Annotated in this window: 13 protein-coding genes; 4 read left to right on the top strand and 9 right to left on the bottom strand. The window is 65.4% G+C overall.

Annotated features, from left to right (window positions below; genetic code table 11):
• Nucleotides 1-98: 98 nt before the first annotated feature.
• On the bottom strand, nucleotides 99-3,110 hold the full coding sequence (putA, locus tag IVB45_RS31260; protein WP_247358066.1) for a bifunctional proline dehydrogenase/L-glutamate gamma-semialdehyde dehydrogenase PutA: 3,012 nt from the start codon (nucleotides 3,108-3,110) through the stop codon (nucleotides 99-101).
• 114 nt (nucleotides 3,111-3,224) lie between these two features.
• On the opposite strand from putA, the gene IVB45_RS31255 reads away from it, so the two are divergent.
• The gene (locus IVB45_RS31255) at nucleotides 3,225-3,686 is read left to right on the top strand and encodes an Lrp/AsnC ligand binding domain-containing protein (protein ID WP_007596520.1); all 462 of its coding nucleotides are present in this window, start codon (nucleotides 3,225-3,227) and stop codon (nucleotides 3,684-3,686) included.
• 171 nt (nucleotides 3,687-3,857) lie between these two features.
• Here IVB45_RS31255 and IVB45_RS31250 read toward each other — a convergent pair whose 3' ends face one another.
• The 4 genes from IVB45_RS31250 to IVB45_RS31235 all read right to left on the bottom strand — a co-directional run bounded on the left by IVB45_RS31250 (nucleotide 3,858) and on the right by IVB45_RS31235 (nucleotide 7,655).
• Entirely contained in the window at nucleotides 3,858-4,058 is a 201-nt protein-coding gene (locus IVB45_RS31250) for a cold shock domain-containing protein (protein ID WP_007596519.1), read from the bottom strand.
• A 208-nt stretch (nucleotides 4,059-4,266) separates the two neighbouring features.
• A complete protein-coding gene (locus IVB45_RS31245; RefSeq protein ID WP_027565235.1) occupies nucleotides 4,267-4,575 on the bottom strand; it encodes a sulfite:cytochrome C oxidoreductase subunit B in 309 nt (102 codons plus the stop codon).
• 11 nt (nucleotides 4,576-4,586) lie between these two features.
• Entirely contained in the window at nucleotides 4,587-5,786 is a 1,200-nt protein-coding gene (locus IVB45_RS31240) for a molybdopterin-dependent oxidoreductase (RefSeq protein ID WP_247358067.1), read from the bottom strand.
• Between the two features lie 135 nt (nucleotides 5,787-5,921).
• Complete coding sequence (locus IVB45_RS31235; RefSeq protein WP_247358068.1) at nucleotides 5,922-7,655, bottom strand: adenylate/guanylate cyclase domain-containing protein; 1,734 nt, start codon at nucleotides 7,653-7,655, stop codon at nucleotides 5,922-5,924.
• A gap of 297 nt (nucleotides 7,656-7,952) precedes the next feature.
• Between IVB45_RS31235 and IVB45_RS31230 the strand changes: the two genes are divergently transcribed.
• Nucleotides 7,953-9,617: a glycosyltransferase family 39 protein gene (locus IVB45_RS31230; RefSeq protein ID WP_247358125.1), complete on the top strand. Its 1,665-nt coding sequence runs from the start codon at nucleotides 7,953-7,955 to the stop codon at nucleotides 9,615-9,617.
• On the opposite strand, the gene IVB45_RS31225 is transcribed toward IVB45_RS31230, so the two are convergent.
• Together IVB45_RS31225 and IVB45_RS31220 are read right to left on the bottom strand one after the other, a co-directional pair.
• Entirely contained in the window at nucleotides 9,526-10,554 is a 1,029-nt protein-coding gene (locus IVB45_RS31225; protein ID WP_247358069.1) for a TIGR01620 family protein, read from the bottom strand. The genes IVB45_RS31230 and IVB45_RS31225 overlap by 92 nt on opposite strands.
• Complete coding sequence (locus tag IVB45_RS31220; protein ID WP_247358070.1) at nucleotides 10,551-12,020, bottom strand: YcjX family protein; 1,470 nt, start codon at nucleotides 12,018-12,020, stop codon at nucleotides 10,551-10,553. Before IVB45_RS31220 ends, IVB45_RS31225 begins: the two co-directional genes overlap by 4 nt.
• A gap of 184 nt (nucleotides 12,021-12,204) precedes the next feature.
• On the opposite strand from IVB45_RS31220, the gene IVB45_RS31215 reads away from it, so the two are divergent.
• Nucleotides 12,205-12,900, top strand: coding sequence for a hemolysin III family protein (locus tag IVB45_RS31215; protein WP_247358071.1), 696 nt, complete (start codon nucleotides 12,205-12,207; stop codon nucleotides 12,898-12,900).
• Between the two features lie 56 nt (nucleotides 12,901-12,956).
• Nucleotides 12,957-13,751 (top strand): SDR family oxidoreductase, encoded by a 795-nt coding sequence (locus IVB45_RS31210; protein WP_247358072.1) that lies wholly within the window; start codon nucleotides 12,957-12,959, stop codon nucleotides 13,749-13,751.
• Nucleotides 13,752-13,926: 175 nt separating this feature from the next.
• On the opposite strand, the gene mdlC is transcribed toward IVB45_RS31210, so the two are convergent.
• Nucleotides 13,927-15,549, bottom strand: coding sequence for a benzoylformate decarboxylase (gene mdlC, locus IVB45_RS31205; RefSeq protein WP_247358073.1), 1,623 nt, complete (start codon nucleotides 15,547-15,549; stop codon nucleotides 13,927-13,929).
• Nucleotides 15,550-15,687: 138 nt separating this feature from the next.
• Nucleotides 15,688-16,536, bottom strand: a complete 849-nt coding sequence (locus IVB45_RS31200) for a MaoC family dehydratase N-terminal domain-containing protein (RefSeq protein WP_247358074.1) — start codon at nucleotides 16,534-16,536, stop codon at nucleotides 15,688-15,690.
• Between the last annotated feature and the right edge of the window lie 14 nt (nucleotides 16,537-16,550).

Here is a 16,550-nt window from a genome sequence, read left to right as displayed (position 1 = left end):
CACTCGTGTTGTTTCCCGCGCGCTGGAATTGGCGAGGGCCACGTCACGGGCAGCATTAGACCGATGTTTCGGCGGGATGCAACGCTCCTCGCCGCGCCTCACTCATCCCCTGCGAGCAGGGCAGCGTTGCCGCCGGCTGCTGCGGTGTTGATCGTCACGGTCTGCTCGGTCGCAAAGCGCGCGAGGTAGTGCGGGCCGCCGGCTTTCGGGCCGGTTCCGGACAGGCCGTTGCCGCCGAACGGTTGCACGCCGACCACGGCGCCGATCATGTTGCGGTTGACGTAGATGTTGCCGATCTGGACGCGGTCGACGATCGCCTCGATGGTATCGTCGATGCGGGAATGGATGCCGAGCGTCAGCCCGTAGCCGGTGCGCTCGATGGCTTGCAGGACGCGTTCGAGATTTTCGGCAGGGTAGCGCACGACGTGGAGGATCGGGCCGAACACCTCCTCGGTCAGCTGGCCGGCATCGCCAAGCTCGAAAATATGCGGCGCGACGAAGCAGCCTTCCGGCGCGGTGCCGGCGAAGTGCAGCCGCGCCTCTCCCTTCATTTGTGCGATGTGCGCGTCGAGGCGCTGCTTGGCCTCGACATCGATCACCGGGCCGATATGAGTTGCGACGTCGATTGGATCGCCGATCTTCAACTCGCGCGCCGCGCCCGCGATCATCTCGATCATGCGGTCGGCGACGTCCTCCTGCACGAACAGCAGCCGCAGCGCCGAGCAGCGCTGGCCGGCGGAACGAAACGCCGAGGTGACGACATCGTCTGCGACCTGCTCGGGCAACGCAGTCGCATCCGCGATCATGGTGTTGATGCCGCCGGTCTCCGCGATCAGCGGCACGATCGGCCCGTCCTTGGCAGCCAGCGCTCGGTTGATGCTGCGCGCGACCTCGGTCGAGCCGGTGAAGACGATTCCGGCGATATCGGGGTGCGCGGCCAGCGCGGCGCCGACGCGGCCGTCGCCGGCGACGAGGTGCAGCGCGGTTGCGGGGATGCCGGCCTCGTGCAGCAGCCGCACCGCCTCGACCGCAATGCGCGGGGTCTGCTCTGCGGGCTTGGCCACCACGCTGTTGCCGGCCATCAGCGCCGCCGTGACCTGGCCGAGGAAGATCGCCAGCGGAAAATTCCATGGCGAGATCGCCACGAAGACGCCGCGGCCGCGCATGGCAAGCGCGTTGCTCTCGCCGGTCGGGCCCGGCATCGCCACATCGTTGCCGAACAGCTTGCGGCCCTGCGCGGCATAATAGCGGCAGAAGTCGGTGGCCTCGCGCAGCTCCGACAGCGCATCGTCGAGCGTCTTGCCGCCCTCGTGTTGCAGCAGCGCGATAAAATGGGGCGCGCGGTTCTCCAGAAGATGCGCTGCCTGCTCCAGCGCCGCCGCGCGCGTGGCTGCGGGTGTCCGGCTCCAGGCGGCAAAGCCGGCGCGCGCTGCAGCCACTGCCGCATTGGCCTGATCCGGCGTTGCCTCAGTGACAGGTTTGAAGTCGATCGTCTCGGCCTTGACCTCGGTCAGCAACCGCTCGAGCGCGGCGCGCGCGCCGAATTCGACGCCGCGCGAATTGCGCCGTTCCGGCGCGAACAGATCGCCCGGCAGCGGAATTTTCGGATGGGACGCCTGCTGCGGCCGGACGACGGCATCCGCCGGGCGTTGCAACAGCGCCGTAACCGGCACGCGGTAATCGGACGCCTGTGCCACGAAGGAGGAATTGGCACCGTTCTCCAACAATCGCCGCACCAGATAAGCGAGCAGGTCGCGATGGCTGCCGACCGGGGCGTAGGTGCGGTAGGCGATTTCGGGGTGATCCTTGGCGAGCTGCTCGTAGAGCGCCTCGCCCATGCCATGCAGGCGCTGAAATTCGAAGCCGCCGTTGACGCCGGCAAGCTCCAGCACGGTCGCCACGCTCAGCGCGTTGTGGGTGGCGAATTGCGGGAAGATCCGTGGCCGCAGACTCAACAGCTTTTGAGCGCAGGCGACGTAGTTCAGATCCGTCATCGCCTTGCGGGTGAACACGGGATAGCCGTCGAGCCCGCGCTCCTGCGCGCGCTTGATTTCGGTGTCCCAATAGGCGCCCTTGACCAGCCGCACCATCAGCTTGCGGTCGTGCGCGCGGGCGAGCGCATCGACATAGTCGATCACGTCGCTGGCGCGCTTCTGGTAAGCCTGAATCGCGAGGCCAAATCCGTCCCAACCGGCAAGCGAGGGATCGGCGAGCGTTGCCGCGATCACGTCGAGGGACAATTCCAGCCGGTCGGCTTCCTCGGCATCGACGGTGAAGTTGAGATCATGGGCCTTGGCGCGCTGCGCCAGGTCCAGCAGTTGCGGCACCAGCTCGGCCATCACGCGGTCGCGGCTGATCGCCTCGAAGCGCGGATGCAGCGCCGAGAGCTTGACGGAGATGCCGGGCCGGTCGGGCAGGGGATGGTTGCCGGCCGCCTTGCCGATCGTCTCGATGGCACTGGCATAGGCGTCGAAATAGCGCCTGGCGTCGGTGGCCGTGCGTGCGCCTTCGCCGAGCATGTCGAAGGAATAGCGCGCCCTCTCACCCGAGCGCGGCCGGGCCCGCTCCAGGGCCTGCGCGATGGTCTCCCCCAGCACGAAATGATTGCCCATCAGCCGCATCGCCTGGCGCGTGGCGGTGCGCACGGCCGGTGCGCCCAGCCGCTTCACGAGACGGCCGATGGTGCCGTCGGGCGTCTCGCCGGGCTGGATCACCCGCGCCGAGAGGCCCAACGCCCAGGCCGAGGCGTTGACCAGGAACGCCGTGGATTTGGTCTCGTGGTGGATGAAGTCGCCCTCGCCGAGCTTGTCCTCGATGAACTGGTCGGCGGTGCGCGCGTCCGGCACGCGCAGCAGTGCCTCCGCCAGCACCATCAAAGCGAGGCCTTCCTTGGTCGAGAGCGCGAACTCCCGCAGCATGTCCTCGACCCCGCCAAGACCGCCACCAAGCCGGTCGTCGCGCTTGCGGATGGCTTCGATCAGCCGCGTCGCGGTGCGATCGATCCGCGCCTCCTGCGGCGCGCCGAGATGCGCAGACGGCAAAAGGCGCCCGGCGATCTCGGCATCATCGGGCGCGTAGGCGGCGGAGAAGGGAGGCGGAATGTTCGGCATGACGTGTCCTGTGGCTCCAATCCAGGATAATGCCGGCGTTACCTTAGCTCGATAGACAATTTAGCTGATCTGGCTTAGGAAATGAAGCCTCGCAGCCCTTTGGCCTTATAAAGTATGGAATTAGATCGAACAGACCGGAAGATCCTCTCGATTTTGCAGCAGGACGGGCGAATCGCCAATGTCGAGCTCGCGGAGCGCATTGGGCTGTCGCCGACCTCGATTGGCGAACGGCTGAAGCGTTTGCAGCGAGAGGGCTTTATCGAGGGCTATGGGGCGCGGCTCAACCCGCACCGACTCGGCCTTGGGCTCCTGGTGTTCGTCGAAGTGCTGCTCGACAAGACCACGCCTGATAATTTCGAGCGTTTTGCCCGCGCGGTGAAACTCGCGCCCGAGGTGCTGGAGTGTCACATGGTTGCCGGCGGCTTCGACTATCTTGTGAAGGCGCGGCTGGCAGACATGACCGCGTATCGGCGCTTCCTCGGCGAGACCTTGCTGTCGATGCCCGGCGTGCGCGAAACGCGAACCTATGCGGTGATGGAAGAGATCAAGCGCGACGCACCATTGCCGGTGGACTAACGAAGTGCTGTCGCGATTGTCATTGCTGTGGCGTTGAACGGGCGATCTTCGCGGGACAAATAGTTCTCCGTGTGCAATCGCAACGCCTGTCGTCGAATGCACTGACCGTCTTCTGAAATTTTCTTGGCCCGGCTCCCGGATCGATCCGGGAGTTAGCGAAAGCCGCCGGGCTTATACTTTGAGGTTCTCTGCGGAGCTTTTGCCTCGGTTTGCGATCTCTTCATATTCCACCGTCTGTCCTTCGTTCAGGGACGACAGACCGGCTTTCTGCACTGCCGAGATATGCACGAACACATCCTTGCCGCCCGACGCAGGCTGGATAAATCCATAACCCTTCGTCGGGTTGAACCACTTGACCGTACCTTTAGCCATCACGACTTCTCCGCGGGTCTTCCTCCGAGATCGCGAACCGCCAGTCCCCGCCAACCGGCCGGTTCGGTCCTAATACGATACGCGGAATGTGGCTGGCTTGGTAGCTCAAACCACATCCGCCTTTCGCCGAATTCCGCTCAACTTCGCGGCGTTTTTGCCGGATTTGCCCGTTTCGCGGTCACTTGGTCCGCGCGCCGCGTGCCATCCGTCAATAAGTCGCGGCCAGATAATCGACGATCTTGCCGACATCGGCATCGTCGATCGGCGCGCCATAGACCTTGATCATCTTGGTGACCTCGGCCTGCCAGAAACCTTTCTTGTCCTTCATCGGCGGCTGCGTGTTGATGTAGTCGGCGGAGTGGCAGGCGCTGCAATTGCCCTGCACGACTTCAAGATTGGGCCCGGGCTTGAACGCCGCGACCTCATCGGGGGTCTTGTAATTGACCGGTGCTGCAAGTGCAGAACCCACCACGGCGGCGAGCGCGAGCGAAATGGCGAGAAGAGCGGTGCGCTGCATGATCATTCCCCTCAAGCCACGGTGACGCGGACGGTTTCGACGACGTTGCGCAAGTAACCCGCCGGATTCCAGCGCGGCGTATCCGGCTGGGTTTCGCCACCATTGCCGGTGGCGCGCACCTTGATCTCGTGAGAGCCCGCCGCGAGCTTCACCGGCAGCGTCCATTCACGGAACGAGTATTTGCCAAGGTCCTTGCCGAGCTTGGCGCCGGTCCAGGTCTTGCCGCCGTCGGTGGAGACCGCGACCTCCTTGATACCCTTGCCGCCGTCGAAGGCGATGCCGCGTAGCGTCGTGCCGCCTGCTTTCAGCTTGGCTCCGTCGGGGACGCTGGTGATGAAAGAACGGATGGTGAAGCGGTTGATCGGGATCGTCGCCTTCGGTGCGGTGCCCGGCTCGACCGCATTGTTCGGCGTGTCCGGAATGCGATAGGCCGACTTCATCCAGAAGCCGTCATAGACATTGTCGATGACGGTGATCTCGTTGACGTGCTTGACCCAATAGGTGCCGAAATAGCCGGGAACGATCAGGCGCAGCGGAAAGCCGTTGAGGAACGGCAGGTCCTCGCCGTTCATGCCATAGGCCAGCATCACCTCGCCGTCGCTGGCGTGATCGATATCGAGCGCCTTGACGAAGTCGGGCGTCTTGTCGCTGACCGGACCGTCCATGCCGTTGAAGGTGACCTGCTTGGCGCCGCTCTGCAGACCCGCCATCGCCAGCACCGCCTTCAGCGGCACGCCGCGCCAGCGCGCATTGCCCATCGCGCCGTTGGCGAGCTGGCCGCCGGCCACGCGCGGATCCAGGAAGCCGCGGCTGTTGCCGGAGCACTGGTTGACGGCGACGATCTCGGTCGCCTTCATCTTCCTGATGTCCTTCAGCGACAGCTTGAGCGGCTTGTCGACCTTGCCCTTGACCTCGAGCGTGAACTTGTCGGGGTCGAGACTGTAAGGCAGGTCGGACAGGTGATAGCGCACGAAGAACGCGTTATTCGGCGTGATCGGGCCGTCGTTGAAGACCGCGAACGGCGTCTCGAGCTGCGGCGGGCGGCTGGTCAGGCCGATCATCGGCCGCTTCTGCGGATATTTCACCAAAGGTCGTTCGCCATTGGCGAAGGGCAGGGCGACGGTGTCGAGTGCCAGCGCTTTGGTCGAGTTCAGTGCAGTCGCAACAGCGGCAAGGCCCGCTCCTTTGAGCAGGTCGCGTCGATCGAACATGTGGTCTCCTCCCGGAGCTTTTCGGTGGATCACGGTCATCACCGCGATCTCGCACTCATGTGTCGCAACGACTCAGTTGAAGTCAATTCGTGCTTTCGCAGCAGGCCCATGTCGTTGCGTTGCAGCAAGCCGGTGTTACGCCGCGACGCGTTCGCCGTGGTCGACGAGTGCCGACAGCTCCCTCGCGTCCGCGACGACGCGCACGGCCATCGGTTCGTCGCGGCCGCGGATCGCGACCTCCTGCTGCGGCAGCGCATCGTCGGCAAGGCCCGCGGTGCGGCGGACTTCCTCCGAGACGATCGCTTCGCAGGCCAGTGTCTTGGTCATGTCCTGGAGGCGGGCCGCGACGTTGACGGCATCGCCCAGCGCCGTGAACACGATGTGATCGCGATAGCCGATGTCGCCGATGATGACCTCGCCGCCATGGATGCCGATGCCGAACCGGATCGGCTGACGCAGATCGTGGCTCAGGAGCTCGTTCAGATCGTCGATTTGCCTGGCGATGCCAGCGGCGGCCTTCAGCGCCTGCCGGCAGGCCTCTTGCGGATCGGCGCTCAGTCCGAACAGCGCCAGCATGCCGTCGCCGACGAACTGGTTCGGCTGGCCGCCATTCTCGATCACGGCCTGCGAGACGGCGCCGAGGAAGCGGTTGACGATGAACACGGTGTCGAACGGCAGCCGCTTCTCGGCCAGCTGCGTCGAGCCGCGCATGTCTACGAACAGGCTGACGAGATAGCGCTCCTGGCCGATTCTGGCGGGCGTCGAGGCCTGTGTGCTCGCCGTCAGGGTATGCGCGGTGAAGAGCTGGAAGAAGGAGAGATCCGATGTCGGCCGCAGCTGGCAGGCCAGCCTGATCGAGGGATCGCTGGTGCCGACGCGGGTGAGCACGAACGCCTCGCGCTGCGACGGCTCGGGCAGGGCGTCATGATCGCCGATGATGCGGATGCGACAGGTCGAGCAGCGGGCGCGGCCGCCACAGACGCTGGCATGCGGCACATTGTGGCGCAGGCTCGCTTCCAGCACGGAAAGGCCTTTTGGCACCCGCACCGTCTTGCCGTTGCCGTAGGACAGCGCGATCATGCCACCACGTCGTTCGCGCAAGGCCCGCACGCCGCGTGCGGCAAGCGCCAAGGCGAGCAATCCGAGATAACCGGCGGTGAGGCCGCCGGTTATGCGGTCGAGCGTCGTGGCCTCGGCAGCCGTGCCGACCTGGCGGCGCGTGAGATTATGCGTCCGCCATTCCCCGTCGTCGGCCTCGACCTCGACGCTGCGGCCACCCTGGTAGACACCCAGCAGCGACAGCGTCGGGATCAGCACGGCCGCCGCGAGCAGATAGGGCGCCGCGCGCGTGAAGAACGGTTTGAGACGAAGCCAGAAATAGATGCCGATGCAGCCGTGCACCCAGGCAATGAGAAGCAGGATCGTCATGGTCCAGATACGGTTCGACGCGACGAAGAACAGATAGAGTTCCTGCGGATAGAGCTTTTGGTGCCCGTACAGCGTCTGGCCGAGCCGCACGCCGATCACATGCCCCATGACCAGCGCGGGGATGCTCAAGCCCAGCACGAGCTGCAGCGGCTCGACCGTCCGCCAGCGGAACTGCCGGCGCTGATACAGTGCATAGATGCCGAGCCCCATATGCGTGAGCGCCGCTGTGTAGAACACGACCGCAACCGGCAGGAACTGCCAGAACAGCGTGTGGTAGTAGACCCCGATCTCCATGGCATCGACCGAGATGTTGCCGAGCGCATGGTTGAGGAAATGGCTGACCACATAGGCGAACAGGATGACGCCGCAGACCAGCCGCACCTGGCGCACGCTGATGGCGCGGGAAAGCTCGGAAAATCGTGAGGATGCGGTTGCGGCCATGATTCTGTTGTATCAGTTCATGAAGGAGAACAGCCAGCGTCGCGTTTAATTCCGGGGGTGGATAGCTTGCGGGATCACATCCGCGGCAGGGTGACGAAATCTAGGGCGGGCGAAGGCGTCTTGGCGCCGTGCCCACCAATCGGCACTTGTGGTGGGCACGCTTCGCTTTGCCCACCCCACAGTCTCCTCGTCGGGGCTGGGACCGCGACAGCGGAATAGGTCGATCCGTCCCCAACATTGACTCCCCCTCCCAGGTTGGCGAAAAGCGCCGCCGTGACGACAGCTCCCGACATCACGATGCCCCCCGTAGGCGCGGCGCGCCGGCCGCTCGTCATGGCCGCGGCCATCATTGCTGCGATGACGCTGCTGCGCATCGTGTACGCCTCCGCAATCGAGCTGCGTACGGATGAGGCCTATTACTGGACCTGGTCGCAGGAGACGGCGCTCAGCTTCCTGGATCATCCCCCCGGCATCGCCTGGCTGATCCGGTTCGGCACTGCGATCTTCGGCGACACCCCGCTCGGTGTGCGCTTCGGCGGCATCGTCGCGATGCTGGTGACGCAGCTCCTGCTCGCCGATATCGTCCGCCGCCTCACCCATGATGTGCGCGCCGTCGTGCTCGCGGTGCTGATGCCGGAGGCCGCGCTCTATTACGGCCTGCTGATGGCCAAGGTCGCGCCCGATGTCGCCATGATCCCGTTTGCGGTGGCGATGATGTGGTGCCTGGTGCGGCTTGCGCTGGGCGGCGACGGCCGCTGGTGGCTCGCGGCCGGCTTGTTCGCCGGATTGGCGATGCTGTCCAAATTCACCGTGATCATGATCGCGCCGGCGGTTGCCGCCTTTCTGCTGGTGCCGGATTGGCGCTGGCGCTGGCTGCGCAGCCCCTATCCGTATCTCGCGATCCTGACCGCAATCGCCGTGTTCTCGCCCGTCCTGATCTGGAACGTGCAACACGACTGGGCCGCGATCCGCTTCCAAGGCGTGCGCGCCACCACCAGCTACGGCATCTCGCTCCGCACCTTCGGCGACTACATCGGCCTGCAATTCGGACTGGTCGGCTTCGTCATGCTGCCGGTGGTGCTGACGGGGGTGGTGATGACGGCGTGGCGCGGCAATCGCACGCGCGAGCCGATCGCGATTTTGTTGTCGACCGCGGTCCTGGTGCCGTTTCTCTATTTCCTCGCGAAATCCCTGACCCTCCGCGTCGGCGACACTTGGCCGATGTTCATGTGGCCGGTGGGTTTCGCCGCCGCCGCTGTCAACCTCACCATGCTGTCGGGCGAAGGAAGATCGGCGCGGATGGTCAGGGCGTCGCTGTTCTGGGCCAACACGGCGGTGGTCTCGGGCATCGCCTTTGTCCTCATCGTGTTCCTCTATTACGTCGCCGCGCCCTGGAATTTGCTCGGCAAGATCGATCCGATCGGTGCCGAGTCCGGCTACGAGCAGGTCGCCGCGCGCGCACAGGCCGCATTGGACGAGACCGGCGCGACCTGGATCGCAACCACGGACTATCGCACCTATGCCATGATGCGCTGGCTGTTCAGGGGCCGCGTGCCCGTGATCGAGCTCAACGAGCGCGGCCGCTTCCAGGACTTTCGTGATCCCGGCATGGATCGGATCAAGGGCCACGCCGGCATTTATGTCGGACGCGAGCCGGACAACCGCTCATCGCTGTGGGAGAACATCCCCGCCAAGCGCGAGTCGCTTGGTCAAATCGAACGCCGCTGGCGCGGTCTCGTGATGGACAATTATGTGCTGGAGAAGCTCTCAGGCTGGACGCCGGAGCTGTCGCCGCCGACGAACTCGCCGCTGTTCCAGTGGCGCGTGCTGGCTTTCGTCTCCCCGCAAGCGTGGGACGGCAAACAGAACGCTACTCCTCCTCTTCCTTCTTCCGCAGCAGATCCGTGGCGAGATCCGACAGCTTCGGCGGCGGCAGTGCCGCGAACGGCAGCGGCCGGGTGACGTCGATCGCGGCGAGGCCCAGCCGCGCCGTCAGCAAGCCATTCAGCATGCCTTCGCCCAGCCGCTGCGACAGCTTCGCCGCAATGCCGTGGCCGAGCATCTGCTGCACCAGGCTGTCGCTCGCGGCCATGCCGCCGGTGATGGCGAGATGGGCGATGACGTGGCGGAGCAGGCGGATCATGCCGAGTGCGCCGGGGCGGCCGCCATAGAGAAAAGCGAGCTGGCGGATCAGGCGCAGCGACGCGACGAACACGAACAACACGTCGATCAACGCGCGCGGCGAGACCGCCGTGACGATCGAGACCTTCTGCGCGGCTGACGACACCAGCCGCCGCGCCTCGATGTCCAGCGGCGACATCAATTCGCGCTCGGCGAGCCGGATCATGTCGGCGCCGTCGATGATCTCCCCGGCGTGGCTCTCCAGTGCGGCACGGGCGCGCGCGAGCTGCGGGTTCTGATGTGCGATCTTGAGCAGATCCTGCACGATGATTCGGCTCTCCTTGCGATCGTCGCTGGCAAGAACAGCGGCCGCGCGCTGATGTAGCTTTTCGATCGTTGCCAGCCGCGCCAGCCCGAACGCCTCGCGTCCGGTCACCACCGCGAGCGCAAGCGCGGTGATGAAGGCAAGCGCCAGTCCGACGAAGCCGAGGCTTTCGCTGCGCGCAAACAGATCCTCGATCAGACGGACGACGCCGAGTCCGACCCCGAGCAGCGTCAGCCCGGCAACGCCGGACCAGAACAATGCGCCCCAGGGAAAGCCGCGCCGCGCCGGAAGCGTCGCTGCGATCGGCACCGGCAAATTCGCCGGATCGGGCTCCGGCGTGATCTGGATGGTGGTGCGACCGAGCCGCGCCGTCTCATCGGCTTCGGTGACGACAACACCGGGGTCGTCGAGCCGAAACGTTGCCGGCCGCCGTGACTTTGATCGGTCGTTCATGACAATTTGTCTCCGATCAGGAACTGCAAGGCACGGTCGAGGCGGATGTGAGGCAGCGCCGGCTGGTCAGCCCCCTCGCGTTCGAGCTTTGGCGGGCGAAAGCGCAGGAAGCGAAAATCGCTCTTCTCGGCGGCCTCGGTCGACAGCCCTCGGAACGCATCGGTGCCGTTGAAGAGGGGTTCGGGATCGAGCGGAAGGTCGCCCGGAAAGGTTGCCACCTCGGTGTTGCCGTCGAAGAACTCGCCGCCGGCGCTTTCGCCCGCGGCCGGCGTTCCCAAAATCGACGGCAATTTGTCACGGCCATGCGCGACCTGCGCCTCGCGCGTGGCGCGGACGGCGGCGAGCGCGACGACGTCGATCGCCGCGCCGGTAGTTTCCGCGCGCGCAACCGCGTGGGTGACCGCGCGGCGCAGCACGGCCTCGAGCCGGTCATGGCTGGAATGATGCAGATGATCCGCCTTGGTCGCCGCGAACAGAACGCGGTCGATCCGCGGCCGGAACAGGCCGGAGAGGATCGTGCTGCGGCCGATGTTGAAGCAGTCGAGAATGCCCGCGAGCGCGGCTTCGAGATCGTGCAGCGCTTCGGGGCCGGCGTTGAACGCGGCGAGCGCGTCGGCCAGCACGATCTGGCGATCGAGCCGGGCAAAATGATCCCGGAAGAACGGCCGCACCACGACGTCCTTGTAGGCCTCATACCGGCGCACCATCATCGCCCACAGCGATCCCTCCGGCGCCTGGCCGCCGGCGGGAACGTCGAGCGGCGCAAAGGTCAGCGCCGGTGTGTCGGCGAGATTGCCCGGCATCAGGAAGCGGCCGGGCGGCAGCAGGCTCATCGCAAACCGCTCGTCGCGGCAGCCTTGCAAATAGCCCCTGAAGAGCTTTGCGGCCGTGAGCGTCGCCTGCTCGTCCTCGCGCGCCTCGGGCTTGAGCGTTGCGAGATGCGCGTGCCAGTCCGCGGCCAGATGGACGCGCGGCGCCTCGCGCGACAGGGCGAGACTTTCGGCCGACCATTGCTCAAAACTCTTCTGAAGCAGCGGCAGGTCGAGCAGCCACTCGCCGGGATAGTCGACGATGTCGAGCGTCAGCGTGCGGTCGGCGCCGTTCTGGCGCTGGTAGTCGATGACGAGCCTGAGCTCGCTGATGTCGACAGTCGAGCTCGGCCAGCGCCGCTCCTCGATCAGCGCGCGCAGATGGCTCTCATAGGCAAAGCGCGGCACGGCGTCGTCCGGCTGCGGCGCCAGATGCGCCCGCGCGATCCGCCCGGATGAATAGGCCTCGAATACCGGAAACCGCCCACCGCGCGTCAGACCATGGATCAGCGCGGTGATGAACACCGTCTTGCCGGCCCGCGACAGGCCTGTGACCCCGAGCCGCACCGTCGGGTTGAAGAAGTGCCCGCCATAGTCGATCAGCGCCCTCGCCGATAGGCGCGCTTCTTCGACCATATCCTGGAAACTAAATGCCATATGAACGTTGGGAATCCCGGGCGAGGGCGGATACGCAAAACGGACTAGTCACAAAAGTGGCAACTGCCTGAGGAAAATCAAGCTTCATACTTCCACCGTCTTTCTCGGCAAATCAGCCGTTTGAACGACGCGCCGATCCCGAAACACCCATACAAGAGGGTATTAACTCACGTTGCGGATTGCCATGACCGTCTTCCAACTGAAACAGCTCGCATCCTCCTCCGTCCACGCAGCCGCCGACGCGGTCGGCTGGCATTACGACCGCGCCGAGTTGATCGCAGACGGCGTGATCCACGCGATCGGCGTGCTCTGCGGCATCATTGCCGCGACCGTGCTGGTGGTGCTGACGGTGCTCTTTGCCGACGCGACCGACATCGTCGGCGTCTCGATCTACGTCGCCGGCCTGCTCTCGATGCTGGTGTTGTCGGCGACCTATAATCTCTGGCCGGTCTCGCCGGCCAAATGGCTGCTGCGGCGCTTCGACCATTCGGCGATCTATCTCCTGATCGCGGCGACCTACACGCCGTTCATCCTGGAGGTGAAGGACAGTGGGTTCGCGCTGGTGCTGCTCGCCGGCGTCTGGTGCGTGGCACTCCTCGGCATCGTGCTGAAACTTCTCTACCCCGGCCGGTTCGACCGCGTCGCGGTCGGCATCTACCTCGCGATGGGCTGGAGCGGCATCATGCTCTACGATTCGGTGGTCAAGGCGCTGCCCGAGCTGGTGCTGGGCTTCATCCTTGCGGGTGGACTGCTCTACAGCTTTGGCGTGATCTTCCATGCCTGGCGGCGGCTGCGCTTCCAGAATGCGATCTGGCACGGCTTTGTCTTGGCCGGCGCGGCGTGCCATTATACCGCGGTGCTCGACCTCGTGTTGAGCTGAGCAAGCTCCGCGAAGCGGAATAAGCCAAAACGGTATAAGACAAGAGGAGACGTCGCATGCAGGTGACCGGCAAGGTCGTGGTCGTCACGGGCGGCGCCAACGGCATCGGCAAGGCGCTCTGCGAAGCCTTTCACAAGGCCGGTGCGGCCAAGGTCGTCGTCGCCGACATGGACGCGGACAACGCAAGGGCGGTCGCAGCCACGGTGGATGGCGCGGCGTTCAAATGCGATGTCGCGCAGGAAAAGGATATTTCCCACGTCATCGAGGAGACCGAGCGGCAGTTCGGCCCGATCGAATTGTTCTGCTCCAATGCCGGCATCGGCGGCGGCTTCGATCCGATGTCGGTCAATGCCGGCGGCGCCTCGGATGAGCCTTGGCAGCGCAGCTGGGCTATCCACGTCATGGCGCATGTCTATGCGGCGCGGCATCTGATCCCGCGCATGAAGGCGCGCGGCGGCGGCTATTTCCTCAACACGATCTCGGCCGCGGGACTGCTGTCGCAGGTCGGCAGTCCGGCTTACTCCACCACCAAACATGCCGCGGTCGGCTTTGCCGAAAATCTCGCGATCTCTCACAAGGCGCACAACATCCGTGTCTCGATCCTCTGCCCCCAGGGCGTCGATACCAACATGCTGCGTTCGATCCCCAAGGGCCCGCAATCCGGCGACGGCGACCTCTCGCCCGAGCAGGTCGCCAAGGACGTGCTCGCCGGCCTCGAACAGGAGACGTTCCTGATCCTGCCGCACCCGCAGGTGCTCGGCTACATGCGCAAGAAGACCGAGAATTACGACCGCTGGATCGGCGGCATGGCCAAGATCCAGGCCAGGATGCGCGACGAGTTCGGGACGTAGGGAAGAGGCGCGCCATGACCTCCGGTGTCGTCCTGGCGAAGGCCAGGACCCATACCGCGAGGTCTACCGATCTTGCCGTGGTAGCAGTACCGAGCGACAAGTCTTCGCCAAACTACTCCCTGGGGTAATGGGTCCTGGCTTTCGCCAGGACGACGGCATGAAGCGCAGTGCGCCCCTAATGCTTCTGCCCGTACAGCACCGGCACCGCCGAATCCACGATCACCTCGACCAGGCTGGTCCCTTCGAATGCCATCCCGCGCTTGAGCGCTTCGCCCAACTCGGCTGCCTTGCTCACCCGCACCGCATGGCAACCCATGCCCTCGGCGAGCCGGACGAAATCGATCCCCGGCAGCTCCAGTCCCGGCACGTTCCTCACCTGCATCACCTGGCTGAATGAGCGCATCGCGCCGTAGCCGGAATTGTTGATGACGACGATGGTGAGCGGCAGCTTGCGCTGCGCGGCGGTCCACAGCGCCTGAATCGAATACATCGCCGAGCCGTCGCCGATCAGGCACACCGTGCGGCTGTTCGGCTTGCCGAGTGCCATGCCGACCGCGGCCGGCAGCGAGTAGCCGAGGCCTCCGCTCGCCATGGTGTAAAAACTATCCTGGCCGCGCATCGGCATGAACTTTTGCATCGCCGGCCGGTGCGAGGGAATTTCCTCGACCAGCGACGCGCCGTCCGGCATCGCCTGCGACAGCGAATGCAGCAGGAATTCGACCGGTAGCGGATCGGCGGCCTGCGGGGCCGCCGGCAGCGTTCGCCCCTTCGGTGCTGCGCGCTTGCTCTCGGGCAAGAGGTCGAGCAGCATCGCGAGCGCCGGCTTCATCGTCGCGATGATGCTGGTTCCGACCGGCGTCACCGCTGCGGCATCCGCGTCATCCGTGATCTGGAAGAGCGTCGCACGGCCGTCGAAGATCGCGGCGTGGCCTTCGACGTGGAAAGTGAACACCGGCGCCCCGATCACGATGACGAGGTCGTGCTCGCGTAGCGCGTCTGACAATTGCGCCGGCGAGGCATGCAGGAAGCCCGCGAACTGAGGATGGCGTTCCGGGAACGAGCAGCGCGCCGAAAACGGGCTGACCCAGACGCTGGCCCTGGCCTTCTCGGCCACGCGCACCATCAGTTCGACCGCGCCGGCACGATCGACACCGGGGCCGACGACGAGGGCAGGGTGCTTGGCTGAACCGAGCGCGGTGACCAGCGCCTTCATCGCGTCAGCCTCGGGCCCGATCTCGCGGCTGACCTTGCGGGCTTCGATGGGAGCTGCCGCATGCGCCCAATCGTCGACCGGGATCGAGACGAAAGTCGGCCCGCAGGGCGGCTGCATCGCGGTGTAATAGGCGCGCGCGATCGCGGCCGGCACGTCCTCGGGACGCGCCGGCTCCACGCTGTACTTCACATAAGGCCGCGGGAATTCGGACGCACGCTCCGCATACAGGAATGCCTGCAACGGCAGGATCGAGCGCGCCTGCTGGCCCGCGGTGATCACCAGCGGCGTCTGGTTGCGATGCGCGGTATAGATGTTGCCGAGCGCATTGCCGACGCCGGCGGCCGAATGCAGATTGACGAAGCCGGCATTGCGCGTCGCCTGCGCATAACCGTCGGCCATGCCGACCGCGGACGCTTCCTGAAGCGCGAGCACGTAGTCGATGTCGTCGGGCCAGTCGCTCAGGAACGGCAGCTCGGTCGAGCCGGGGTTGCCGAACACGCGTCTGATGCCGAAGGAGCGCAGCAGGTCGAGTGTCGCCTGCTTGACGGTGACGGATTTGCTGCCGGTCTTGCCGTTCTTCGCCATGGTTTCCGTTCCCTGATGTTGGTCGGCGCTGCTAACCCAGCCGTCATTGCGAGCGCAGCGAAGCAATCCAGAATGCCGCCGCGGTGACAGTCTGGATTGCTTCGTCGCTTCGCTCCTCGCAATGACGAGGAGAGACTATCACCACACTGCCGTCCCCTTCATCGTCGGCTGCCCCTCCGCGTTCGCGGTCCACAGCTCCATGCCATCAGCGGTCTCGTTGGCGTTGATGGAGAACTCGCTGCCCTCGAACAGCGGCTGCACGCCGCGATAGGTGAACTTCTTCGGAGCCTTGCCGCCGCGCAGCTTCGCCGCCATCTCGATGATGAACGTCGCCTGCAACGGCCCGTGGAAGATCAGGCCCGGATAGCCCTCGACCTTGGTGACGTAGTCGCGGTCGTAATGGATGCGGTGACCGTTGAAGGTCAGCGCGGAATATCGAAACAGCAGCACGGGGTCGGAGACATGGGTCTCGCGATGCTGCGCCTTCGGCGGCGGAGGCGGCGCCTTTGCCGGCGCGGACGTCGTCGTCATTTCGCGATAGACGATGTCCTGCCGCTCGCGGATGGCGATGCCGCGCGGCGACGAGATGCTGTGCTCGACCGAGACGAAGCACAGCGTGCCGGTCGAGCCCGTCTTCACCTGCACGTCCGCAATGCGCGAGCTCCGCGTCGATTCATCGCCGACGCGCAGCGGCTGCAGGAACTCGATCTCGCCGCCGGCCCACATCCGGCGCGGCAGCGGCACCGGCGGCAGGAAGCCGCCGCGGGTGGGGTGGCCGTCGGGGCCGAGCATCGACATCGGAAACACCGGCTGCGCCAGGCACCAATGCACCGTGAACGGCGCCGCATCGCCCGGCTTGGGCGAACCGACCTCCTGGAACAGCGTCGCGCGCAAACCCTTCACGAGCTGCGCGGTGACGGTGTCGGTGGCCTCTTCGCTGCGGCCGATCCATTGCCTGAGATGATCGATGTCGAGCTGCTCGGTCATGACGCCTCGCTCTT

The sequence above is a fragment of the Bradyrhizobium sp. 4 genome (assembly GCF_023100905.1).
In the GTDB taxonomy this organism is placed as follows: domain Bacteria; phylum Pseudomonadota; class Alphaproteobacteria; order Rhizobiales; family Xanthobacteraceae; genus Bradyrhizobium.
Note: the sequence above shows the minus strand (reverse complement) of the source record. Positions and strands in the feature narration are given on the sequence as shown.